Source organism: Streptomyces sp. BK79, assembly GCF_044142145.1.
In the GTDB taxonomy this organism is placed as follows: Bacteria; Actinomycetota; Actinomycetes; order Streptomycetales; family Streptomycetaceae; genus Streptomyces.
The window spans coordinates 50,287-67,720 of sequence record NZ_JBHVOC010000010.1; the positions used below are offsets into that span (position 1 = coordinate 50,287).

Annotated in this window: 12 protein-coding genes; 6 read left to right on the forward strand and 6 right to left on the reverse strand. The window is 73.1% G+C overall.

The genetic code is table 11. The features are described 5' to 3' along the window. Window positions 1-168: 168 nt before the first annotated feature. Entirely contained in the window at window positions 169-2,733 is a 2,565-nt protein-coding gene (locus tag ACFIF2_RS14400; RefSeq protein WP_395573013.1) for an ABC transporter permease, read from the reverse strand. After that, the gene (locus ACFIF2_RS14405; protein WP_395573014.1) at window positions 2,730-3,518 is read right to left on the reverse strand and encodes an ABC transporter ATP-binding protein; all 789 of its coding nucleotides are present in this window, start codon (window positions 3,516-3,518) and stop codon (window positions 2,730-2,732) included. The genes ACFIF2_RS14400 and ACFIF2_RS14405 overlap by 4 nt, the downstream gene beginning before the upstream one ends. A gap of 514 nt (window positions 3,519-4,032) precedes the next feature. Here ACFIF2_RS14405 and ACFIF2_RS14410 point away from each other — a divergent pair. From ACFIF2_RS14410 to ACFIF2_RS14420, 3 genes are all read left to right on the forward strand, one after another. Continuing rightward, window positions 4,033-5,544, forward strand: coding sequence for an MFS transporter (locus ACFIF2_RS14410; RefSeq protein WP_395573176.1), 1,512 nt, complete (start codon window positions 4,033-4,035; stop codon window positions 5,542-5,544). 199 nt (window positions 5,545-5,743) lie between these two features. After that, window positions 5,744-6,226, forward strand: coding sequence for a DUF485 domain-containing protein (locus ACFIF2_RS14415; RefSeq protein WP_395573015.1), 483 nt, complete (start codon window positions 5,744-5,746; stop codon window positions 6,224-6,226). 26 nt (window positions 6,227-6,252) lie between these two features. Continuing rightward, entirely contained in the window at window positions 6,253-7,836 is a 1,584-nt protein-coding gene (locus tag ACFIF2_RS14420) for a cation acetate symporter (protein ID WP_395573177.1), read from the forward strand. A 27-nt stretch (window positions 7,837-7,863) separates the two neighbouring features. Here the strand turns inward: ACFIF2_RS14420 and ACFIF2_RS14425 are convergent, their stop codons facing one another. The 3 genes from ACFIF2_RS14425 to ACFIF2_RS14435 all read right to left on the reverse strand — a co-directional run bounded on the left by ACFIF2_RS14425 (window position 7,864) and on the right by ACFIF2_RS14435 (window position 12,777). Next, on the reverse strand, window positions 7,864-8,754 hold the full coding sequence (locus ACFIF2_RS14425; RefSeq protein ID WP_395573016.1) for a cellulose-binding protein: 891 nt from the start codon (window positions 8,752-8,754) through the stop codon (window positions 7,864-7,866). Window positions 8,755-8,921: 167 nt separating this feature from the next. Further along, window positions 8,922-11,744, reverse strand: coding sequence for an SUKH-4 family immunity protein (locus tag ACFIF2_RS14430; protein ID WP_395573017.1), 2,823 nt, complete (start codon window positions 11,742-11,744; stop codon window positions 8,922-8,924). A gap of 7 nt (window positions 11,745-11,751) precedes the next feature. Beyond that, on the reverse strand, window positions 11,752-12,777 hold the full coding sequence (locus ACFIF2_RS14435) for an SMI1/KNR4 family protein (RefSeq protein WP_395573018.1): 1,026 nt from the start codon (window positions 12,775-12,777) through the stop codon (window positions 11,752-11,754). Between the two features lie 289 nt (window positions 12,778-13,066). On the opposite strand from ACFIF2_RS14435, the gene ACFIF2_RS14440 reads away from it, so the two are divergent. Both ACFIF2_RS14440 and ACFIF2_RS14445 read left to right on the forward strand, forming a co-directional pair. Beyond that, window positions 13,067-13,597 carry a YwqJ-related putative deaminase gene (locus ACFIF2_RS14440; RefSeq protein WP_395573019.1) on the forward strand — a complete coding sequence of 177 codons (531 nt, stop codon included), beginning with the start codon at window positions 13,067-13,069 and terminating at the stop codon, window positions 13,595-13,597. Between the two features lie 106 nt (window positions 13,598-13,703). Beyond that, entirely contained in the window at window positions 13,704-14,198 is a 495-nt protein-coding gene (locus ACFIF2_RS14445; protein ID WP_395573020.1) for an SUKH-3 domain-containing protein, read from the forward strand. Between the two features lie 26 nt (window positions 14,199-14,224). Here ACFIF2_RS14445 and ACFIF2_RS14450 read toward each other — a convergent pair whose 3' ends face one another. Further along, on the reverse strand, window positions 14,225-15,547 hold the full coding sequence (locus ACFIF2_RS14450) for a sensor histidine kinase (RefSeq protein WP_395573021.1): 1,323 nt from the start codon (window positions 15,545-15,547) through the stop codon (window positions 14,225-14,227). Between the two features lie 403 nt (window positions 15,548-15,950). Between ACFIF2_RS14450 and glmU the strand changes: the two genes are divergently transcribed. Continuing rightward, window positions 15,951-17,399 carry a bifunctional UDP-N-acetylglucosamine diphosphorylase/glucosamine-1-phosphate N-acetyltransferase GlmU gene (gene glmU, locus ACFIF2_RS14455; RefSeq protein WP_395573022.1) on the forward strand — a complete coding sequence of 483 codons (1,449 nt, stop codon included), beginning with the start codon at window positions 15,951-15,953 and terminating at the stop codon, window positions 17,397-17,399. Window positions 17,400-17,434 lie beyond the last annotated feature (35 nt).

Here is a 17,434-nt window from a genome sequence, read left to right on the forward strand (position 1 = left end):
CCCGACTCGGTCGGCTGGAAGGTGCACGCCAGGGGTACCGGACGACTCGGCGGACAGGATGCGGCAGCACCCTGGCCCTCCGACCCCCGACGACGCGCAAAGCCCGGCGCCGGATGCGGTGAGGCATCCGGCGCCGGGTCTTTCCCCCGCAACCCCCGTAGGCGGTGGCTACTCCGTCGCGATGGCGTTCAGGACGTTCATGCGGCCCGCGCGGAAGGCGGGGACCAGCGCGGCGAACAGGCCGACGAAGGCCGAACCGATGAAGACGCCGATGATCGTCGGCCAGGGGATGTCGAGGACGTTCAGGCCCTCCAGGGCGAGGAGCCTCTGTGCCGTGGCGCCCCAGCCCATGCCCAGCCCGAGACCCAGCAGGGCACCGAAGAGGGCGATGACGACGGACTCCAGGCGGATCATGCGGCGCAGCTGGCGCCGGGAGAGGCCGATCGCCCGCATCAGACCGATCTCGCGGGTCCGCTCGACCACCGACAGGGCCAGCGTGTTCACCACACCGAGGACCGCGACGATGATCGCCAGGGCGAGCAGGCCGTAGACCATGTTCAGCAGCTGGCCAATCTGGTCCTTCAGCTCCTGCTTGTAGTCGGTCTGGTCGGCCACCTTGTACTGCGGGTAGGCGTCCAGGGACTTCTTCAGCGCCGCGTACGCCTGGTCGGCCCGGCCGTCCTCGGCCTTGGCGAACATGATCTCGTTCGGCGGGACGCTCTCGGCCGGCAGGTACTTCCGCATCGTCTCGATGCTGATGTACCGGGCGCCCTGGTCGATGGCCACGTCGTCGTCCGTGATCGCGGCGACCTTCAGCTTCGCGGTCTCACCGCCCTTGAAGGCGACGGAGATCGTGTCGCCGACGTGCACGCCGTGCTTCTTCGCGTAGTCCGTGCCGACCGACATGGCGTCGGTGCCGTAGGCGGCGGACAGCTCGCCCTCGGTCGTCGCGCGGCGCACGTCCTCGGCGTAGGTCGGGTCGGCGGCCGTGACGCCGTCGTCGTCGGTCCTGCCGTCGGGCGAGGTCAGCGTGGCGTCGAGCATCTTGTACCGGGTGACGTGCTCCAGGCCGGGCGTGTCCTGCATGGCCTTCTCGGCCTGCGGCACGATCCGCTGGTTGCCCTGGACGATGAAGTCCGCGCCGACGGTCTTGTCCAGCTCGCCGGTGGCCGAGGCGACCATGGAGGAGCCGACCACCGAGAGGCAGGCGACCAGCGCGAGGCCGATCATGAGGGCGGCGCCCGTGGCGCCGGTGCGGCGCGGGTTGCGCAGGGCGTTGCGCTCGGCGAGCCGGCCCACCGGGCCGAAGGCCCGCAGCAGCACCGCGCTGATCACCCGCACCACGAAGCCGGCCAGCAGCGGGCCGATGACGACGAAGCCGATGAGGGACAGCACGATGCCCGCGCCGAGCATCAGCGAGCCCTCGCTCGCCTTGTCCGCGGCGGCGGCCGTGAGCAGGGCGGCGGCGCCGGCGCCGGTGAGCAGCAGGCCGATCAGGCCGCGTATCCAGCCGGCCTTGCCGTCGGCCGGCGTACCGGCGTCGCGCAGGGCGGCCATCGGGGAGATCTTGCCGGCCCGGCGGGCGGGGAGGTAGGCGGCCAGGACGGTGACCACGATGCCGAGGACCAGGCCGACCACGGGGGTCGCGGTCTTGACGGTCAGGTCGTCGGTGGACAGGTTCATGCCCGCCGCCGACATCAGCTCCATCAGGCCGACGGCGATGCCGACACCGGCCGCGACGCCCAGGACCGAGCCGACGACGCCGAGGAGGAGGGCCTCGACGAGCACCGAGCGGTTGACCTGCCGGCGGGAGGAGCCGATGGCCCGCATCAGGCCGATCTCGCGGGTGCGCTGGGCGACCAGCATGGAGAAGGTGTTGATGATCAGGAAGATGCCGACCAGGAACGCGATGCCGGCGAAGCCGAGCATGGCGTACTTGATGACGTTCATGAACTCGCCGACGTCCTTGCGGTTCTCGTCGGCGTTCTCCTTGGCCGTCTGGACCTTGAAGGTGCCGTCCAGGGCCTGGGAGACGTTCTGCTTGAGCCGCGCGTCGGAGACGCCGGACGCGGCGGTGACGTTGAACTGGGTGAACCGGCCCGTCGCGCCGAGCAGTTCGCGCTGGGCGGTGGCGGTGTCGAAGTAGACGACGGCGGCACCGGGGTTGGTCACCGTGAAGGAGGCGATGCCGACGATCCTCGCCTTGAAGTCGCCGGTCTGCGCGATGGTGCGCAGTTCGTCCCCGAGCTTCAGGCCGTGCTTGTCGGCGGTGTCGGCGTCGACCATCGCCTCGGTCGGGCCGCGCGGGGCGTGCCCGGAGGTGATCTCCATCGACCGCAGGTCGTTCTTCGTCCAGTTGCCGGCGATGGTCGGTGCGCCGCTGGTGGCGCCCACGTTGTCGTTGTCGCCGTCGACGACGGTCACGTTCATCGAGGAGACCGCGCCCTCGGCGGACTTGACGCCCTCGACCCCGCGGACCTGCTCCAGCGCGGACGCGGGCAGGGCCTCGGGCACACCGTTCTGCGGGGTGTCCTCGCTCTTGGAGTCCTTCGGCATGACCGTGACGTCCGAGGAGGTGACCGCGAAGAGCTTGTCGAAGGTGGTGTTCATCGTGTCCGTGAACACCAGGGTGCCGCACACGAACGCCACCGACAGCAGCACCGCCACCGCCGAGAGCGCCATGCGGCCCTTGTGCGCGAAGAAGTTGCGCATCGAGGTCTTGACGACGGTCATGACGTACGCCCCCGGGCGTCGAAGTCCTTCATGCGGTCGAGGACGGCCTCGGCGGTCGGCTTGAGCATCTCGTCCACGATCCGGCCGTCGGCGAGGTACAGCACGCGGTCCGCGTAGCTGGCGGCGACCGGGTCGTGGGTGACCATGACGATGGTCTGGCCCAGCTCGGTGACCGACCGGCGCAGGAAGCCGAGGACCTCGGCGCCGGCGCGCGAGTCGAGGTTCCCGGTCGGCTCGTCACCGAAGATGATCTCGGGCCGCGCGGCCAGCGCCCGGGCCACCGCGACGCGCTGCTGCTGACCGCCGGAGAGCTGGGTCGGCCGGTGCTTGAGCCGCCCGGCGAGCCCCACGGTCTCCACGACCCGGTCCAGCCACGCGCGGTCGTACTTGCGTCCGGCGATGTCCATGGGCAGCGTGATGTTCTCGATCGCGTTCAGCGTCGGGAGCAGGTTGAACGCCTGGAAGATGAAGCCGATCCGGTCCCGGCGCAGCTGCGTGAGCTTCTTGTCCTTCAGGCCGGTGATCTCGGTCTCGTCGAGATGGATCTGACCGCTGGTGACGGTGTCCAGGCCGGCCAGGCAGTGCATCAGCGTGGACTTGCCGGAGCCCGACGGTCCCATGATCGCGGTGAACTGGCCACGTGCGATGTCGACGTCCACGTGGTCGAGGGCGACCACCCGCGTCTCCCCCGATCCGTACGCCTTCACGACCTGCCGCGCCCGCGCGGCAACGGCCGTACGCCCTCCAGTGCTCCCGTACGCGGGAATACTTACGGCCGATGTCATGTCAAGTCTCCTATGTCGGTCATCACTTGAGCCGCCGGTGTCGGCGGTGAACGCTGAGCGGTACCGCTGCTCGTGTCGCTGTCACGTCGGGGAACCGGTGCCGGCGTCACGTCGAAGAGTCTGGCCGGAACCAGGGGCCGGGCGCGCTGAGGTACAGCGCACTCTTGTGCGGGGGAAAACCCCACCCCCCGGGGTCCGGTCCGCCGCCCCCCAGCGGCGTAAAGCCAGATTAAGGACGCCGTCGGCCCGTCTCGTCCTCCGCCGGTACGAACCCTCCCCGACCCGTAGTACGGAGGTACCCCTAGGGGCAGTCCGCCCTTCGGTGGAGGGAACCCAGGGTTCACCTCCCCCCTCGGACGCACCCGGCCTCCGCCCTCCCGCGGTGTCAGGGTCAAGTGGCAAGCTGACCCCGGCGGATGGATGCACAGGGAACGTAAAGGGGGACGTCCGGGTGGACGGCGTGGGAGGCGCGGAAGGCGTGGGCGGCGCGGAAGGCTTGGACGGCGCGGAAGGCGTGGGCGGCACCGGGCCCGCGACGCGCGAGGCCGCACCCGCCACGGTCCCGGACCGGCGCGGTGCCGTCGTCGCCGCGCTGATGCTCGCGATGGCGCTGTCGGCCCTGGACGCCACCATCGTCTCCACCGCCGTCCCGCAGATCGTCGGCGACCTCGGCGGCTTCTCCCTCTTCTCCTGGCTCTTCTCCGGCTACCTGCTGGCCGTCACGGTCACGCTCCCCGTCTACGGCAAGCTCTCCGACACCTTCGGCCGCAAGCCGGTCCTGGTGGCGGGGGCGGCGCTGTTCCTCCTCGGGTCCCTGCTGTGCGCGCTCGCCTGGAACATGGGCGCCCTGATCGCCTTCCGCGTCCTGCAGGGGCTGGGCGGCGGCGCCCTCCAGGGCACGGTGCAGACGCTCGCCGCCGACCTGTACCCGCTGAAGGACCGCCCGAAGATACAGGCCCGGCTGTCCACGGTGTGGGCACTCTCCGCGGTCGCGGGCCCCGCCATCGGCGGGGTGCTGACCGCCTACGCCGACTGGCGCTGGATCTTCCTCATCAACCTGCCGGTCGGCGCCCTCGCCCTGTGGCTGATCGTCCGTCACCTGCACGAGCCCCCGCGCGGGAGCGGCGGCCCGCGCGCGCGGGTCGACTGGGCGGGCGCGCTGGCCGTGTTCGCCTGCGGCGGCGTGCTGCTGACCGCGCTGGTGCAGGGCGGAGTGGCCTGGCCGTGGCTGTCGGCGCCCTCGCTCGCCCTGGGCGGGACGGGCCTGGCGCTCCTGGCGGCCGTGGTGGTCATCGAGCGCCGGGCGGCGGAGCCCATCATCCCGGGCTGGGTGTGGCGCCGCCGTACGATCGCCGCGGTGAACCTGGCGCTCGGCGCGCTGGGCGTCCTCATGATCGCGCCGACCGTGTTCCTGCCCACCTACGCCCAGTCGGTGCTGGGCCTGGCCCCGGTGGCCGCCGGTTTCGTCCTGTCCGTGTGGACGCTGAGCTGGCCGGTGTCGGCCGCCCTGAGCCAGCACGTGTACCGCAGGATCGGCTTCCGGAACACCGCCCTGCTCGGGATCGGCACCGCGTCCCTGCTGCTGTTCGCCTTCCCCTTCCTGCCCTACCCCGGCGCGGCCTGGCAGCCGACGCTGGTGATGCTGCTGCTCGGCGCCGCGCTCGGCCTGTTCCAGCTCCCGCTCATCGTCGGTGTCCAGTCCACGGTCGGCTGGGCGGAGCGGGGCACCGCGACCGCGTCCGTCCTCTTCTGCCGGCAGACCGGGCAGACGCTCGGCGCGGCGGCCTTCGGCGCGCTCGCCAACGGGGTGCTCGCCGCACGGCTCGGCGCGAGCGGCGGCGCCGGCGGCACGGACCTCGACTCCGTCACCCGGGCGCTGGACCCGGGCCCCGGGGGTGAGCCGGTGCGGCGGGCGATCGCCGAGGCCGTGCACGCGGTCTACCTGGGCGCCGCGGGAGCGGCGGCGCTGGCGTTCCTGGTGCTGCTGACGGTGGCGCCGCGCCGGTTCCCGGTCCTCCAGGACTGAACCCACGGGCCGCCGCGCTCGCCAAAGCCCCTGGTTAACGCGGGTAACACCCCGGGATCGACGCAGTAAGCGCGTACCGACCGATCAGTTCGCCGAAAACGCAGCGCTCCACATGACCGGCGAGTAGCGTGCGTGCCCCCCACCCCCCACCTCCCTGCGGTCCGACACACCGGACCCGAGCCGCGCAAGGAGCCCCGGGATGTCCCACGACCCGTCCCCGCCGTACCGGCCACCGACGTACGGAACCCCGCAGTACCAGCCATCGACGTACGGAACCCCGCCGTACCAGCCCGAACCCCGCAACGCGTCCGCCCCGTACGCCCCCTACGACCCCACCCCCACCCCCACCCCCCGCCGGGCACCGCGCCGGGACCCGCTCGGGCACCACAGCGACCTGCGGGTCCTGCGCAGCGCCTACCGCTGGCAGCGCCGCACCGCCACCCTCACCGCGCTCGGCTACTTCACCCTGTTCCTGATCCTGTCCGCGTACGCACCCGGCTTCATGACCGGCACCGCCACCGGCGGCCTGCCCACCGGGCTGCTGCTCGCCCTGCTGCAACTCCCCGTCACCTGGCTGGCGATCGCCCTGTACGAGCACACCGCCCGCCGCCACGTCGACCCGCTCGCGGACCGCATCCGCGAGGAGGCCGCACTGGACGCCCGGCGGGAGGCACGCCGGTGACGGAGTTCAGCGGCAACGCCCAGACCATGGCCCTGGTCGGCTTCACCACCGTCGCCACCGTCACGCTGCTGCTGTGCGTGATGACCGGCCCCGACCGGGACGACCTCGACGAGTTCTACACCGGCTACGGCTCCCTGTCCCCGATGCGCAACGGCCTCGCGATCGCCGGCGACTACATCTCGGCGGCGACCGTGCTCGGCACCGGCGGAGTCATCGCCCTCTTCGGCCACGACGGCGTCGTGCTGGCCCTCAGCACCGCCCTGTCGCTGATGCTGCTGATGTTCCTGCTGGCCGAACCCCTGCGCAACGCGGGCCGGTTCACCATGGGCGACGCGCTCGCCCGCCGGATGCCCGGACGGAGCGTGCGCGTCGTCGCCTGCGCGGTGACCATCGCGGCGCTGCTGCCGCTGATGCTGGTGCAGCTCGCGGGCACCGGCCAGCTGCTCGCGTTCGTCCTCGGCTTCTCCGGCGAGTCGCTGGAGACCGGCTGCATCATCGGCCTGGGCGTGCTGATGATCGGCTACGCCGCGATCGGCGGGATGAAGGGCACCGCCCTCATCCAGATCCTCAAGATCGTGATGCTGCTCGGGTCGGGCGCCGTGGTCGCCGTACTGATCCTGCACCGCTTCGACTGGGACCCGGGCGCGCTGTTCGACACGGCCGCCGACCGCAGCGGCGTGGGACCGGCGTTCCTGAACTCGGGCCTGCAGTTCGCGGGCGGACCCCACTCCGAGGTGGACATGATCACCTCGCAGCTCACCGTCGTCCTCGGCGGCGCCTGCCTCCCGCACGTCACCATGCGCATGTACACCGCGTCCTCCGCACGCCAGGTCCGCCGCTCCATGTCCTGGGCGGTGTCCGCCGTGGCACTGTTCGTGCTGGTCATCACGGTCGTCGGCGTCGGCGCGACGGCCCTGGTGGGGCGGGAGGCCATCGCCGCGATCGACCCGCAGGGCAACACGGCCTATCTGCTGGGCTCCCAGGCGGCGTTCGGCGCACAGGTGTCCACGGCGGAGACGTTCCTGTTCACGACGGTCACCACGGCCGTCTTCCTCACCCTGCTGGCCTCCGTCGGCGGGATGATCCTCGCCTGCGCCAACTCCCTCGCCCACGACGTGTTCGCCACCCGCGTGCGGGAACTGTCACCACGCCGCGAGATGACCCTCGCCCGCGTCTCGGCCCTGGCCGTGGGCATCCCCGCGATCGTCCTCGCCACCCTCGTCCAGCACCGCAGCCTCCAGCCCCTGGTGACGCTGTCCTTCTGCCTGGGCGCCTCGGCCATCGCCCCCGCCCTGGTCTACGGCCTCTTCTGGCGCCGCTACACCCGCGCCGGACTGCTCAGCACCCTCATCGGCGGCTCGCTGGCCGTGCTGCTGCTGATGCCGGGCACCAACCTGGTCTCCGGCTCGCCCGTCTCCGCCTTCCCCGACGCCGACTTCAACTGGTTCCCGTTCACCACGACGGGCCTGGTCACCATCCCCCTGGGCTTCGCCTTCGGCTGGCTGGGCACCATGCTCTCCGGCCGGCGCCAGGCCCAGGAGCAACGCCGCCAGTACGAGGCGGTGGAGGGCTGGATCCTGGCGGGGGCGGTCCGCCGGCGGGGCGAGTGACGGGCGCGGGACGGCAGGTCCACCGCCTCACTCCACCGCCCGGCCCGTGAGCGAGCTGATGTTGCTGCGCACGGAGGCCATCTGTGCCTGGAGTTCGTCCCACCGCTCCCCGTGCTCGTACAGCACCCGCTCCGTCTCACGGGCGATGCGCTCCTGGCGCGCCCGGGCCTCGGCGACCACCTCGGCCGCCCGGGCCCGGGCCTCCTCCTGCCGCCGGCCGGCCGCCTCCTCGGCATCGGCCAGGTCCCGCCTCGCCTGCTCCAGCTCCCGCTCGGCGCGCGCCGTCAGCTCCGCGTGGTGCGCGTCCAGGGCCCGCGCCCGCTCGTCCTCGGCCCGCTCCTGCGCGGCCCACCGTTCGGCGTGCTCCGCGCGCTGCTCGGCGAGCATCCCGGCGGTCCGCTTCCGCATCTCACGCAGCGCGGAGAGTGCCTCGCCGCGCCCGGCCCGCACCGCGCGCCGCGCCCCGATCCGCGCCTCGTCGGCCTCCGCGCGCGCGGCGAGCAGCCGCTGGCGGGCCCGTTCGTCCGCCTCGGCGCGTACGGCGTCGGCGTGCGCCCGCGCCGCCTCACGCACCCCGGCCGCGTGCGCCCGCGCGTCCTCCAGCAGCGCCTGGGCCACATCGCGCGCCCGCTCCCGTACGGCCGCCGCCTCCTCCTGGCCGAGCTGGAAGAGGCGCCGCGCGCGCTCCCCCAGCGCCTCGTAGTCCTGGGCGGCCAGCCGCGCCACCCTCTCCCGCAGCTCCGCCAGGTCCTCGTCCATCTCCCGGGCGAGCACGGTGAGCCGGGCGGCCCGCTCCCAGGCGCCGTCCCGCTCCTCGAACAGGGCCGCTACGCACGCCTCCACCTGTTCCGGACGGTATCCGCGCTCGCGTCCGCGTACGGTCACGAAGCCGTGAGGAGACGCCGGTGCGCTGCTCATGCTCATCACCCCTGTGGGGAACTGCCGCATCACATGGACTTACCCGACTTTATGGATCAGACGTAAAGCCGCATAATCCGACACACCGCACACAAACGGGCGGGGCCCGGTCGCCTCTCGGATCGACCGGGCCCCGCCCGCCGGGTTACGTCAGCGGCGCGGACGCCTCACAGCAGCCCGTCCCACATCTGCTCCAGCAGCACCGACCACCAGCTCTCCGGCGACCCCAGCGCCGCCGGGTCCAACGCGGCCAGCTGCGCCTGGAAGTCCACCGTCCAGCGCCCCGCCTGCTCCTGGTTCAGACCGAACCTGAGCCGCCACATCCGGCCCAGCAGCGCCAGGCAGCGCGCGAACTCGGGCAGCCCCGTGTTCACGAACTGCGGCGGCACCGGCGCACCGCCCGGCCCCGCCTCCACCGGCACCGCCACGATCGCCGCCGTGCCGTACTGCACGCAGATCGCCCGGCCGAAGTCACTGCCCACGACGAGGTACGAGCCCGCGTCCGGGGCCGGCTGCACGCCCCGCTCGGCCGCCAGCTCCGCCAGCGTCGGCACCGGACGGCCCGGCTGGGCCTGCGCCCAGAAGAACGGGCCCATGTCCATCGGCAGCCCCGCCGCCACCAGCGTGTGCGCCACCACCGGCGGCACTCCCTGCCGGGACACCGCGGCCTGCTCGAACCGGAAGACACCCGGCCCGAACGCACCGCCCAGCTCCTGCCCGATCACCTCCGGCGGAACCGGCGGCGCCGGCTGCACCTGCGGCAGCGGAGCACGCACCGGCGCCGGACGGGCCGGCCCGTCGGCCACCTGGTGCAGCTCGCCCTGGTGCTCCAGCAACTGCTGCATGCCCTGCTGCCGGCTCGCGTGGTCCGTGCCGTACGGCGCGATGGAGGTGATCCGCGCCTGCGGCCACTGCTCCCGGATCATCCGCGCGCAGTACGCGCCCGGCAGCTCGCAGGACTCCAGCTCCGTGTGCAGCTCCAGGACCTGGTCCGGCGGCACGTTCATGGAGCGCAGCTCGTGGAAGATCTGCCACTCCGGGTGCGGCGTACCCGGCGCCGAACGCCGGATCAGCTGCTGCTCGGAACCGTCGTGGGCGCGGTAGCGCAGCACGGCCTGGTAACCCGGGCCGACGGTCGGCAGACCGGCGGGCGGCTGCTGCGGATAGCCGTACGCCGACGGCGCGCCGGGCGGCACGGGGCCGCCGGGCGGCGGCATGGCACCGGGCGGCATCGCGCCAGGCGGCACCGCACCGGGCGGCGGCATGGCGCCGGGCGGCATGGGCTGCGCGGCGCCGGGGACACCCGGGGCACCGGGGAAACCGGGCACACCCGGCGCTCCCGGCGGCGGCGGAGGCGCGCCCGGGCCACTCACCGGAGGCGCGGCCAGCACGGTCTGCGCGTGGTGCACGGCACCGCCCGCGCCCCCGGACGAACCCTGCGGACCGGGCGCACCCGGCACCCCGGGCGCGGAGGGGGGCGGCGGCGTACCGGGCGCACCCGGAACAGGAGGGGGCGGCGGCGTACCCGGACCGCCCGGACCACCCTGCGCACCCGGGAAGCCCGGAGTGCCGGGAGGCGTGGGCGGACCCGGCGGACCCGGCGGCTGAGGGGCTCCGCCACCCGTACGGCCCGGGTCGGCCAGCATCGTGGCCGCGTGATGCATCCCGCCGGGAGGCGTTCCACCGGGAGGCGTCCCACCGGGAGCGCTCGGCGGGGGCGGCGGCGTCCCCGGGGCGGAGGCGGGCGGAGGCGGCGTACCCGGACCACCCGGGCCGCCGGGACCACCCGAACCACCCGGACCACCGGGACCACCCGAACCGCCCGGCGCACCCGGACCCTCGGGACCCAGCGACGACACCAACTGCGTCGGCACGTAACCCCCCGCCGGCCCACCCGGCGCCGACGGTGGAGGCGTGCTTCCCGGCCGCCCGCCCGGCACACCCGGAGCACCCGGCGGCGGAGGCGTCGGCGCGCCGGGGCTTCGACGCGGCGGAGGCGTCGCCTTGCTGGTCGCGGCGTCGGCGATGTCCCCGGCGTTCGGCGGGAGCGGCCGGGCCGGCGTGGCCGACGCCCCCGGCCCGGCGGGCGGCGGCGTGCCCGGCCCCGCGGACGGAGCCGCCGCGCCCGGATCGTCGATCGCCGGCGCGAGTGCCGTCGGCGGAAGCCCGCTGCCGCCCGACATCAGCGCCGTCTTGGCGTCCGGCGTCACCGTGGGCGGCGGCGTGTCGTCGTCACCCGTACCACTCAGCGGCGGCGCGAACACGGTCTCGGGCAGCGGTACGGAACGGTCCTCACCGGCGTCCGCGTTGGTGTCCGTCCCCGCCCAGGGGGTCGCCCCGGCAGGCGCACCCGGCGCACCGGACCCACCCACGCCGGTCCCGGAAGCACCACCGGCACCACCGGCACCCCCGGCACCCTCGACGCCCCCGGTGTCGCCCGACCCGGCGGCCGGCCACGCCGCGCCGCTGCCCGGCGCGTTCGCCGAAGCGGCGGGAGCCGACGGCACCCCGGCCTGCGTCTCGGGCAACCCACCAGCACCGGAACCGGCACCAGCACCAGCACCAGCACCAGCAGTGTCCCCACCATCGTCGTGATCCCCACGACGCCGGTCCGGGATCCCCAGCTTGTCCGCCGCCTCCTGCAACCACTCCGGCGGCGTCAGCAGGAACGACGTCTGGTTCAAGTCCACCCGCGCCGCGGGCGCCGGCGCCGGCTCCTCGGCCTCACCGGGACGGCCGTACTCCTCCTCGTACCGGCGGATCACCTCGCCCACCGGCAGCGCGGGCCACAGCGTGGCCTCACCGCTGTCCCGCGCGATCACCAGCCGCTGCGCGCCCCCGCCCGAACGCGGCCCGTCCGCACGGTCCTCGGCCCACACCACGAACCCGAGGTCGAACTCCCGCACCCGCACCTCACGGTGCTGGTACGCCGGCAGCTCGCCGTTGACCCACTCCTCCGCGCGCTCCTGCGCCTGCGCGAACGTCACCATCGCCAGCTCACTCCCCTACCGACGCCGACGCCACGGGCACCGCACGCGCGAACCCGCCGTCCACCATCAGGTTCGCCACGGTCTCCAGCTCCGGCGGAGACCCCGCCAGCCGCGACAGGAACACGTCGAAGTCCTCACCGCACGGCAGCAGCAGCCGCTCCACCCGCTCGGCGGGCGGCACCGACGGATCCGCGTCCCGTACGTCGTCGTACGCGCAGAACCACACCGAACCGATCCGCTCACCCTTCACCTTCACCGCGAGCAGACCGCCCTGGACGAACGCGACGCCCAGGTAGTCCTTGGTCAGGTGGTCCCGCAGACACTTGTTGACATAGACGAGGTCGTTGACCGCCGCCTCCTCACGCACCGTGAAGAACGGCTGGTCGACCAGCAGCCCCAGCTCCGCGTCCAGCGCCGTACCGACCGGCGCGCAACCGCCCGCCGCCTTCAGGAACGACCGGTACGCACCCGGCAGCCGGTACCCGAGATCCTCCTCGACCCCCTGCACCTGCTGCTCCGACACGGCCACACCCGACTTCGGCAGACCGAAGTGCGCCGGACGCGTCTCCTGCAACGGCCGCGTCCCGCGCTTGCCCTGGTCCACCGCCGCCGTCGCGATCCCGCCGTGGTGGCGCAGCAGCGCCTTCACCTCGACCGGCACCAGCTCCATCCGCCGCGAACCGGCCACGTGGTGCCACGTCCAGCCGTGCGGCGTCGCCACCGCCGGCACCGTGTCCCACAGCTCGTGCCCCGACGCCGACAGCGCCGCGTTCGCCGACACGTAGTCCGTCAGCCGCAGCTCGTCGACACCGAAGCCCTCCGGCGGATCCGCGATCTCCGCCACCGCACGGGCGTACGGCGAGAAGACGGGGTAACCACCCTCGTCCACCCGTACCCCTCTCGGGTGACGGGCCGCCCGCACCGGATCCGGAAAATGCACGACCTGCCCGGCATAGGCCGCGTTCGGCGGCGCGGCGTGTCCCTGGGCCTGGCGGCCGGGAGGTGCCCCCAGCCCGAGCCGACCTGTCGTCATGGCGGTTGCCCCCTGCGGCGTCTGTCTGATCTGCGTCTGTCTGATGTGTGGCGCTGTCCGTTTCACCGCGCGCGATCGCGGTGCCGACAGCCTATGCGGTACGACGAGACCGGTCACCGGCGCCGGACGCCGCACCCGACACCCACCCCTCCGCTTCCGTGACCAGCCGTCACCCTCCCGTGACGCAACGCCCATGCCCGGGCGTGTCGCCACGCCCCAGCTTCCGCAGCAGCCACGCGATTTGGCACTCTGTGACCTTCGGGGGGATGCTCAGGAGGGGAAGACGATCATGAGTGCGACACAGACGGGACCCCACACCGGGAGGTCCGACGACCCCCGCGGCGGCGACCCGCGCATCGGCTGGAGCAGCGCCGACGCCCACCACGCCCCCACCCTCCGGCACCGCCGCGACGGCATCCTCCCCACCGTCGCCGCCGCCCTCTCCGTACGCGGCACCACCCTCACCGGCACCGCGACCCGCGCCGACACACCGCCCGCCCTGCACCACCTCGTGCAGGACTTCCTCGACACCCTCACCAGCGGTCAACGCGACCGTTACACCGGGCGCTGCGCCGAGACCATCCTCATCTCACGCCACCTCGCCACCGCCGACGCCGCCCGCAGCAAACGCGCGTCACGCAGACCCATGACCAACGGCGAAGCCCGCAAGGCGCTCAAGCACGCCAAACTCACCACCCGCCGCATCCGCGAGGACGGCGATCCGCTGCACGGCAGCTTCGCCCCGCCCTGCCGCGCCTGCGCCGCCCTGAGCGCCCACTTCGGCGTCCGCGTCGTCGACCCCACCACCCACGACGGCTGACCCCCGAGCCACCGCAGCCACAGCCGCAGCCGCAACCGCAGCCGCAACCACCGAACCGAACGCCTCAGCCACCGAACCGAACCGGACCGAACCGAACCAAGGGCAGATGCAAGCCGACCGCACCTCCACCACCCGCTTCCCCGTCCCCGTCGACGCCGCCCTGCGCGACGCCGGCTGGCAGCCCGGACGCTGGGACATCAAGCAGGCCGAGATCTGGGCCGACACCCTGCGCGCGCACACCTCGCCCGCCGGACACCGCCACACCGTCTTCCCCGCCGCCGTCGAGGCGTGGGCCGAGTTCGGCGGCCTGCACATCACCCCCACCGGCCCCGGCCGCCAGATCGCCCCCACCACCCTCCACGTCGACCCGCTGCACGGCCTCCACATGGCCCGCACCCTCGGCGACCTCGGCCGCGCCCTCGACACCCGGACCTGCCCCCTGGGCACCGAGACCGACAGCCAGGCCCTCGTCGCCATCGACGCCGAAGGCCGCGTCTACGCCCTCGACCACACCGGCGACTGGTACCTCGGCCCCGACATCGACCAGGCCCTCGCCACCCTCGTCGCCGGCACCCAGCCCACCCGCCTCACCACGGGCTGACCGCACCACCGCCACAGGACGATCGCCTACGACGCCGGAATCACCGCCGACACCCGGAAACCCCCCGCGTCCGTCGGCCCCGACACGAACACGCCCCCCAGAGCGGCCACCCGCTCCTTCATCCCCACCAGCCCGTTGCCGCCCGACGGCAACCGCGCCCCCGACTCCTCCGACGACACCTGGGGCGGCGGCTCGTTCTCCACCTGCATCGCGATCTCCGACACCCGGTGCGCCAGCCGCACGTACGTCTTCGCACCGGCCGCGTGCTTGTGCACGTTCGTCAGCGCCTCCTGCACCACCCGGAACGCCGTCGACTCCACCTGCGCCGCGTACGAACGCCGCGGCCCCTCCACCGACAGAGCCACGACCATCCCGGCCGCCTCCGACTGCCCGATCAACTCGTCCAACTCGGACAACGACGGCCCTTCCCCCGGCCCCTCGCCGTCGCCCGCCGCCCGCGAGGCCGCCGCCGCCGCGGCCACCCCGACCGCCGCCAACGGCACCGACGCCCGCTCGGCACGCCCCCCGGCCGCGCCGCTGCGCAGCACCCCGAGCATTTCCCGCAGCTCCGTCAGCGCCTGCCGCCCCATGTCCCCGACCAGGGCGGCGTTCCTCACGGCCTTCTCGGGATCCTTCCGGGCCACCGCCTGCAGCGCGGCCGCGTGCACCACCATCAGACTCACCCGGTGCGCGACGACGTCGTGCATCTCCCGCGCGATCCGCGTCCGCTCCTCGTTGCGCGCCCACTGGGCACGCTCCTCCGCGCGCTCGGCCAGCAGCTGAAGCTCCCGCTCCAGACTGTCCGCCCGCTCCCGCAGGCTCTCCATCAACCGCCGCCGCTGCCCCACGTACAGACCCAGCAGCAACGGCGGCGCGGTGGCCCCCAGCGACATCGTGATCGACGCGAACGGCAGGAACCAGTCGCCGAGCTGCAACTCCTTGTGCCCGGTGTCCTGGCCCAGCTTCACGAACGTCACGATCAACGTCCCCACCAGCGACATCCCGGCCAGCGCGCCGATGATCCGCCGCGGCAGCTCCGACGCCGCCAGCGTGTACAGACCGACGATGCCCATCAGCATGCCCATCTGCGCCGGCGTGATGGCGATCGCCACCAGCACCACCGCGATCGGCCACTGCCGGCGCACCACCAGCACCGAACCGGCCAGCAACCCGAAGACGACCCCCGCCGCCACCGGGATCCCGGCGTCCCGCGCGAACGGAACCCCCTCCGCCGCGCACTCCAACGCGGACACGGCAGCGAGGCTCACGTCGAGCACCGCACCGCGCCGCCTGTCCCACCACCAAGGCCCACCCCGGGCCGGTACGTGGTCTTCCCCCGTCGTGGTCATGCCTCCAGCCTACGGGCGCCGGGCGCCCCATTTCCGGTGACTTTCGACAAACGATACGACGCGATATCCCTCGACCCCGCGAACCGCCCACCGCGGGGCCCCGGGGACGGGCCGGACCGGCGGCGGGTTGTACCGTCGCACGGAAGGCACCTGGTACGGCATAGTGTTGGGTGCCGACTCGGCGGCCTGACGGTATGTCCGTTCCAGTCGAGTTCCATCCCCCATGGTGTAATCCGGCAGCACTGAGGGTTTTGGTCCCTTAAGTTCAGGTTCAAATCCTGATGGGGGAGCTTCGCTTCCGGGCCCTGGTACCTCCGCCAGGGCCCGCACTCATGTCCCCCACGAACCACCCCGGTATCCTGCGGATGTCCACCCCCTCCCCCTCAAAGCCGAAGGGCATCCCGTGAGCGCCATTCGCCCGGCAGCCGTCGTCGTACTCGCAGCGGGTGAGGGCACCCGTATGAAGTCGGCCACACCCAAGGTCCTCCACGAGCTGTGCGGCCGTTCCCTCGTCGGGCACGTGCTCGCCGCCGCCGGTGAGCTGGACCCGGAGAACCTGGTCGCCGTCGTCGGGCACGCCCGCGAGAAGGTCACCGCGCACCTCGCCGAGGTCGCCCCCGACGTCCGCACCGCCGTGCAGGAGCAGCAGAACGGCACCGGGCACGCGGTCCGGATGGGTTTGGAGGCGCTGGGCGGTGCCGTGGACGGGACCGTGGTCGTGGTCTGCGGCGACACCCCGTTGCTGACCGGCGAGACGCTTCGGTCCCTCGCCGCCACCCACACCACCGACGGCAACGCCGTGACCGTGCTGACGGCCGAGGTGCCGGACGCGACGGGGTACGGGCGGATCGTGCGGGACGGGGCCTCCGGTGCCGTGACCGCGATCGTGGAGCACAAGGACGCGTCGGATTCGCAGCGGGCGATCCGTGAGATCAACTCCGGGGTGTTCGCGTTCGACGGGCAGTTGCTCGCGGACGCGCTGGGGAAGGTGCGGACGGACAACAGCCAGGGTGAGGAGTACCTCACGGACGTGCTGGGCATCCTGCGCGAGGCCGGTCACCGGGTGGGCGCCTGCGTGGCCGGTGACCACCGGGAGATCGCGGGGATCAACAACCGGGTGCAGCTCGCGGAGGCGCGCCGGATCCTCAACGACCGGTTGCTGACGCGGGCGATGCTGGGCGGCGTCACGGTCGTCGACCCGGCGACGACGTGGGTCGACGTGACCGTGACGTTCGAGCAGGACGTCGTCGTCCACCCGGGCACGCAGCTGCACGGTGCCACGCACCTCGCCGAGGGTTCGGAGGTGGGGCCGAACTCCCGCCTGACCGACACGCGGGTGGGTGCGGGCGCGCGCGTGGACAACACCGTGTCCGTGGGTGCGGAGGTCGGTCCGGAGGCGACCGTGGGTCCGTACGCGTATCTGCGTCCCGGTACCCGGCTGGGTCTGAAGTCGAAGATCGGTACGTACGTCGAGACGAAGAACGCCTCGATCGGCGAGGGGACGAAGGTCCCGCACCTCTCCTACGTGGGTGACGCGACGATCGGTGAGTACACCAACATCGGTGCCGCGAGCGTGTTCGTGAACTACGACGGGGAGAGCAAGCACCACACGACCGTGGGTTCGCACTGCAAGACCGGTTCGGACAACATGTTTGTGGCTCCTGTCACGGTCGGGGACGGCGCGTACACCGCCGCCGGCTCGGTGATCACGAAGGATGTGCCGGCCGGTTCGCTGGCGGTGGCCCGTGGCCAGCAGCGGAATATCGAGGGTTGGGTGGCTCGTAAGCGTCCGGGGAGCGCGGCGGCGAAGGCGGCCGAGGCGGTGTCCCGGGAGGCCGGCGGCGAAGGCTGACCGGAAACCGGCGCGTCGAACACGGCGTACCGTGA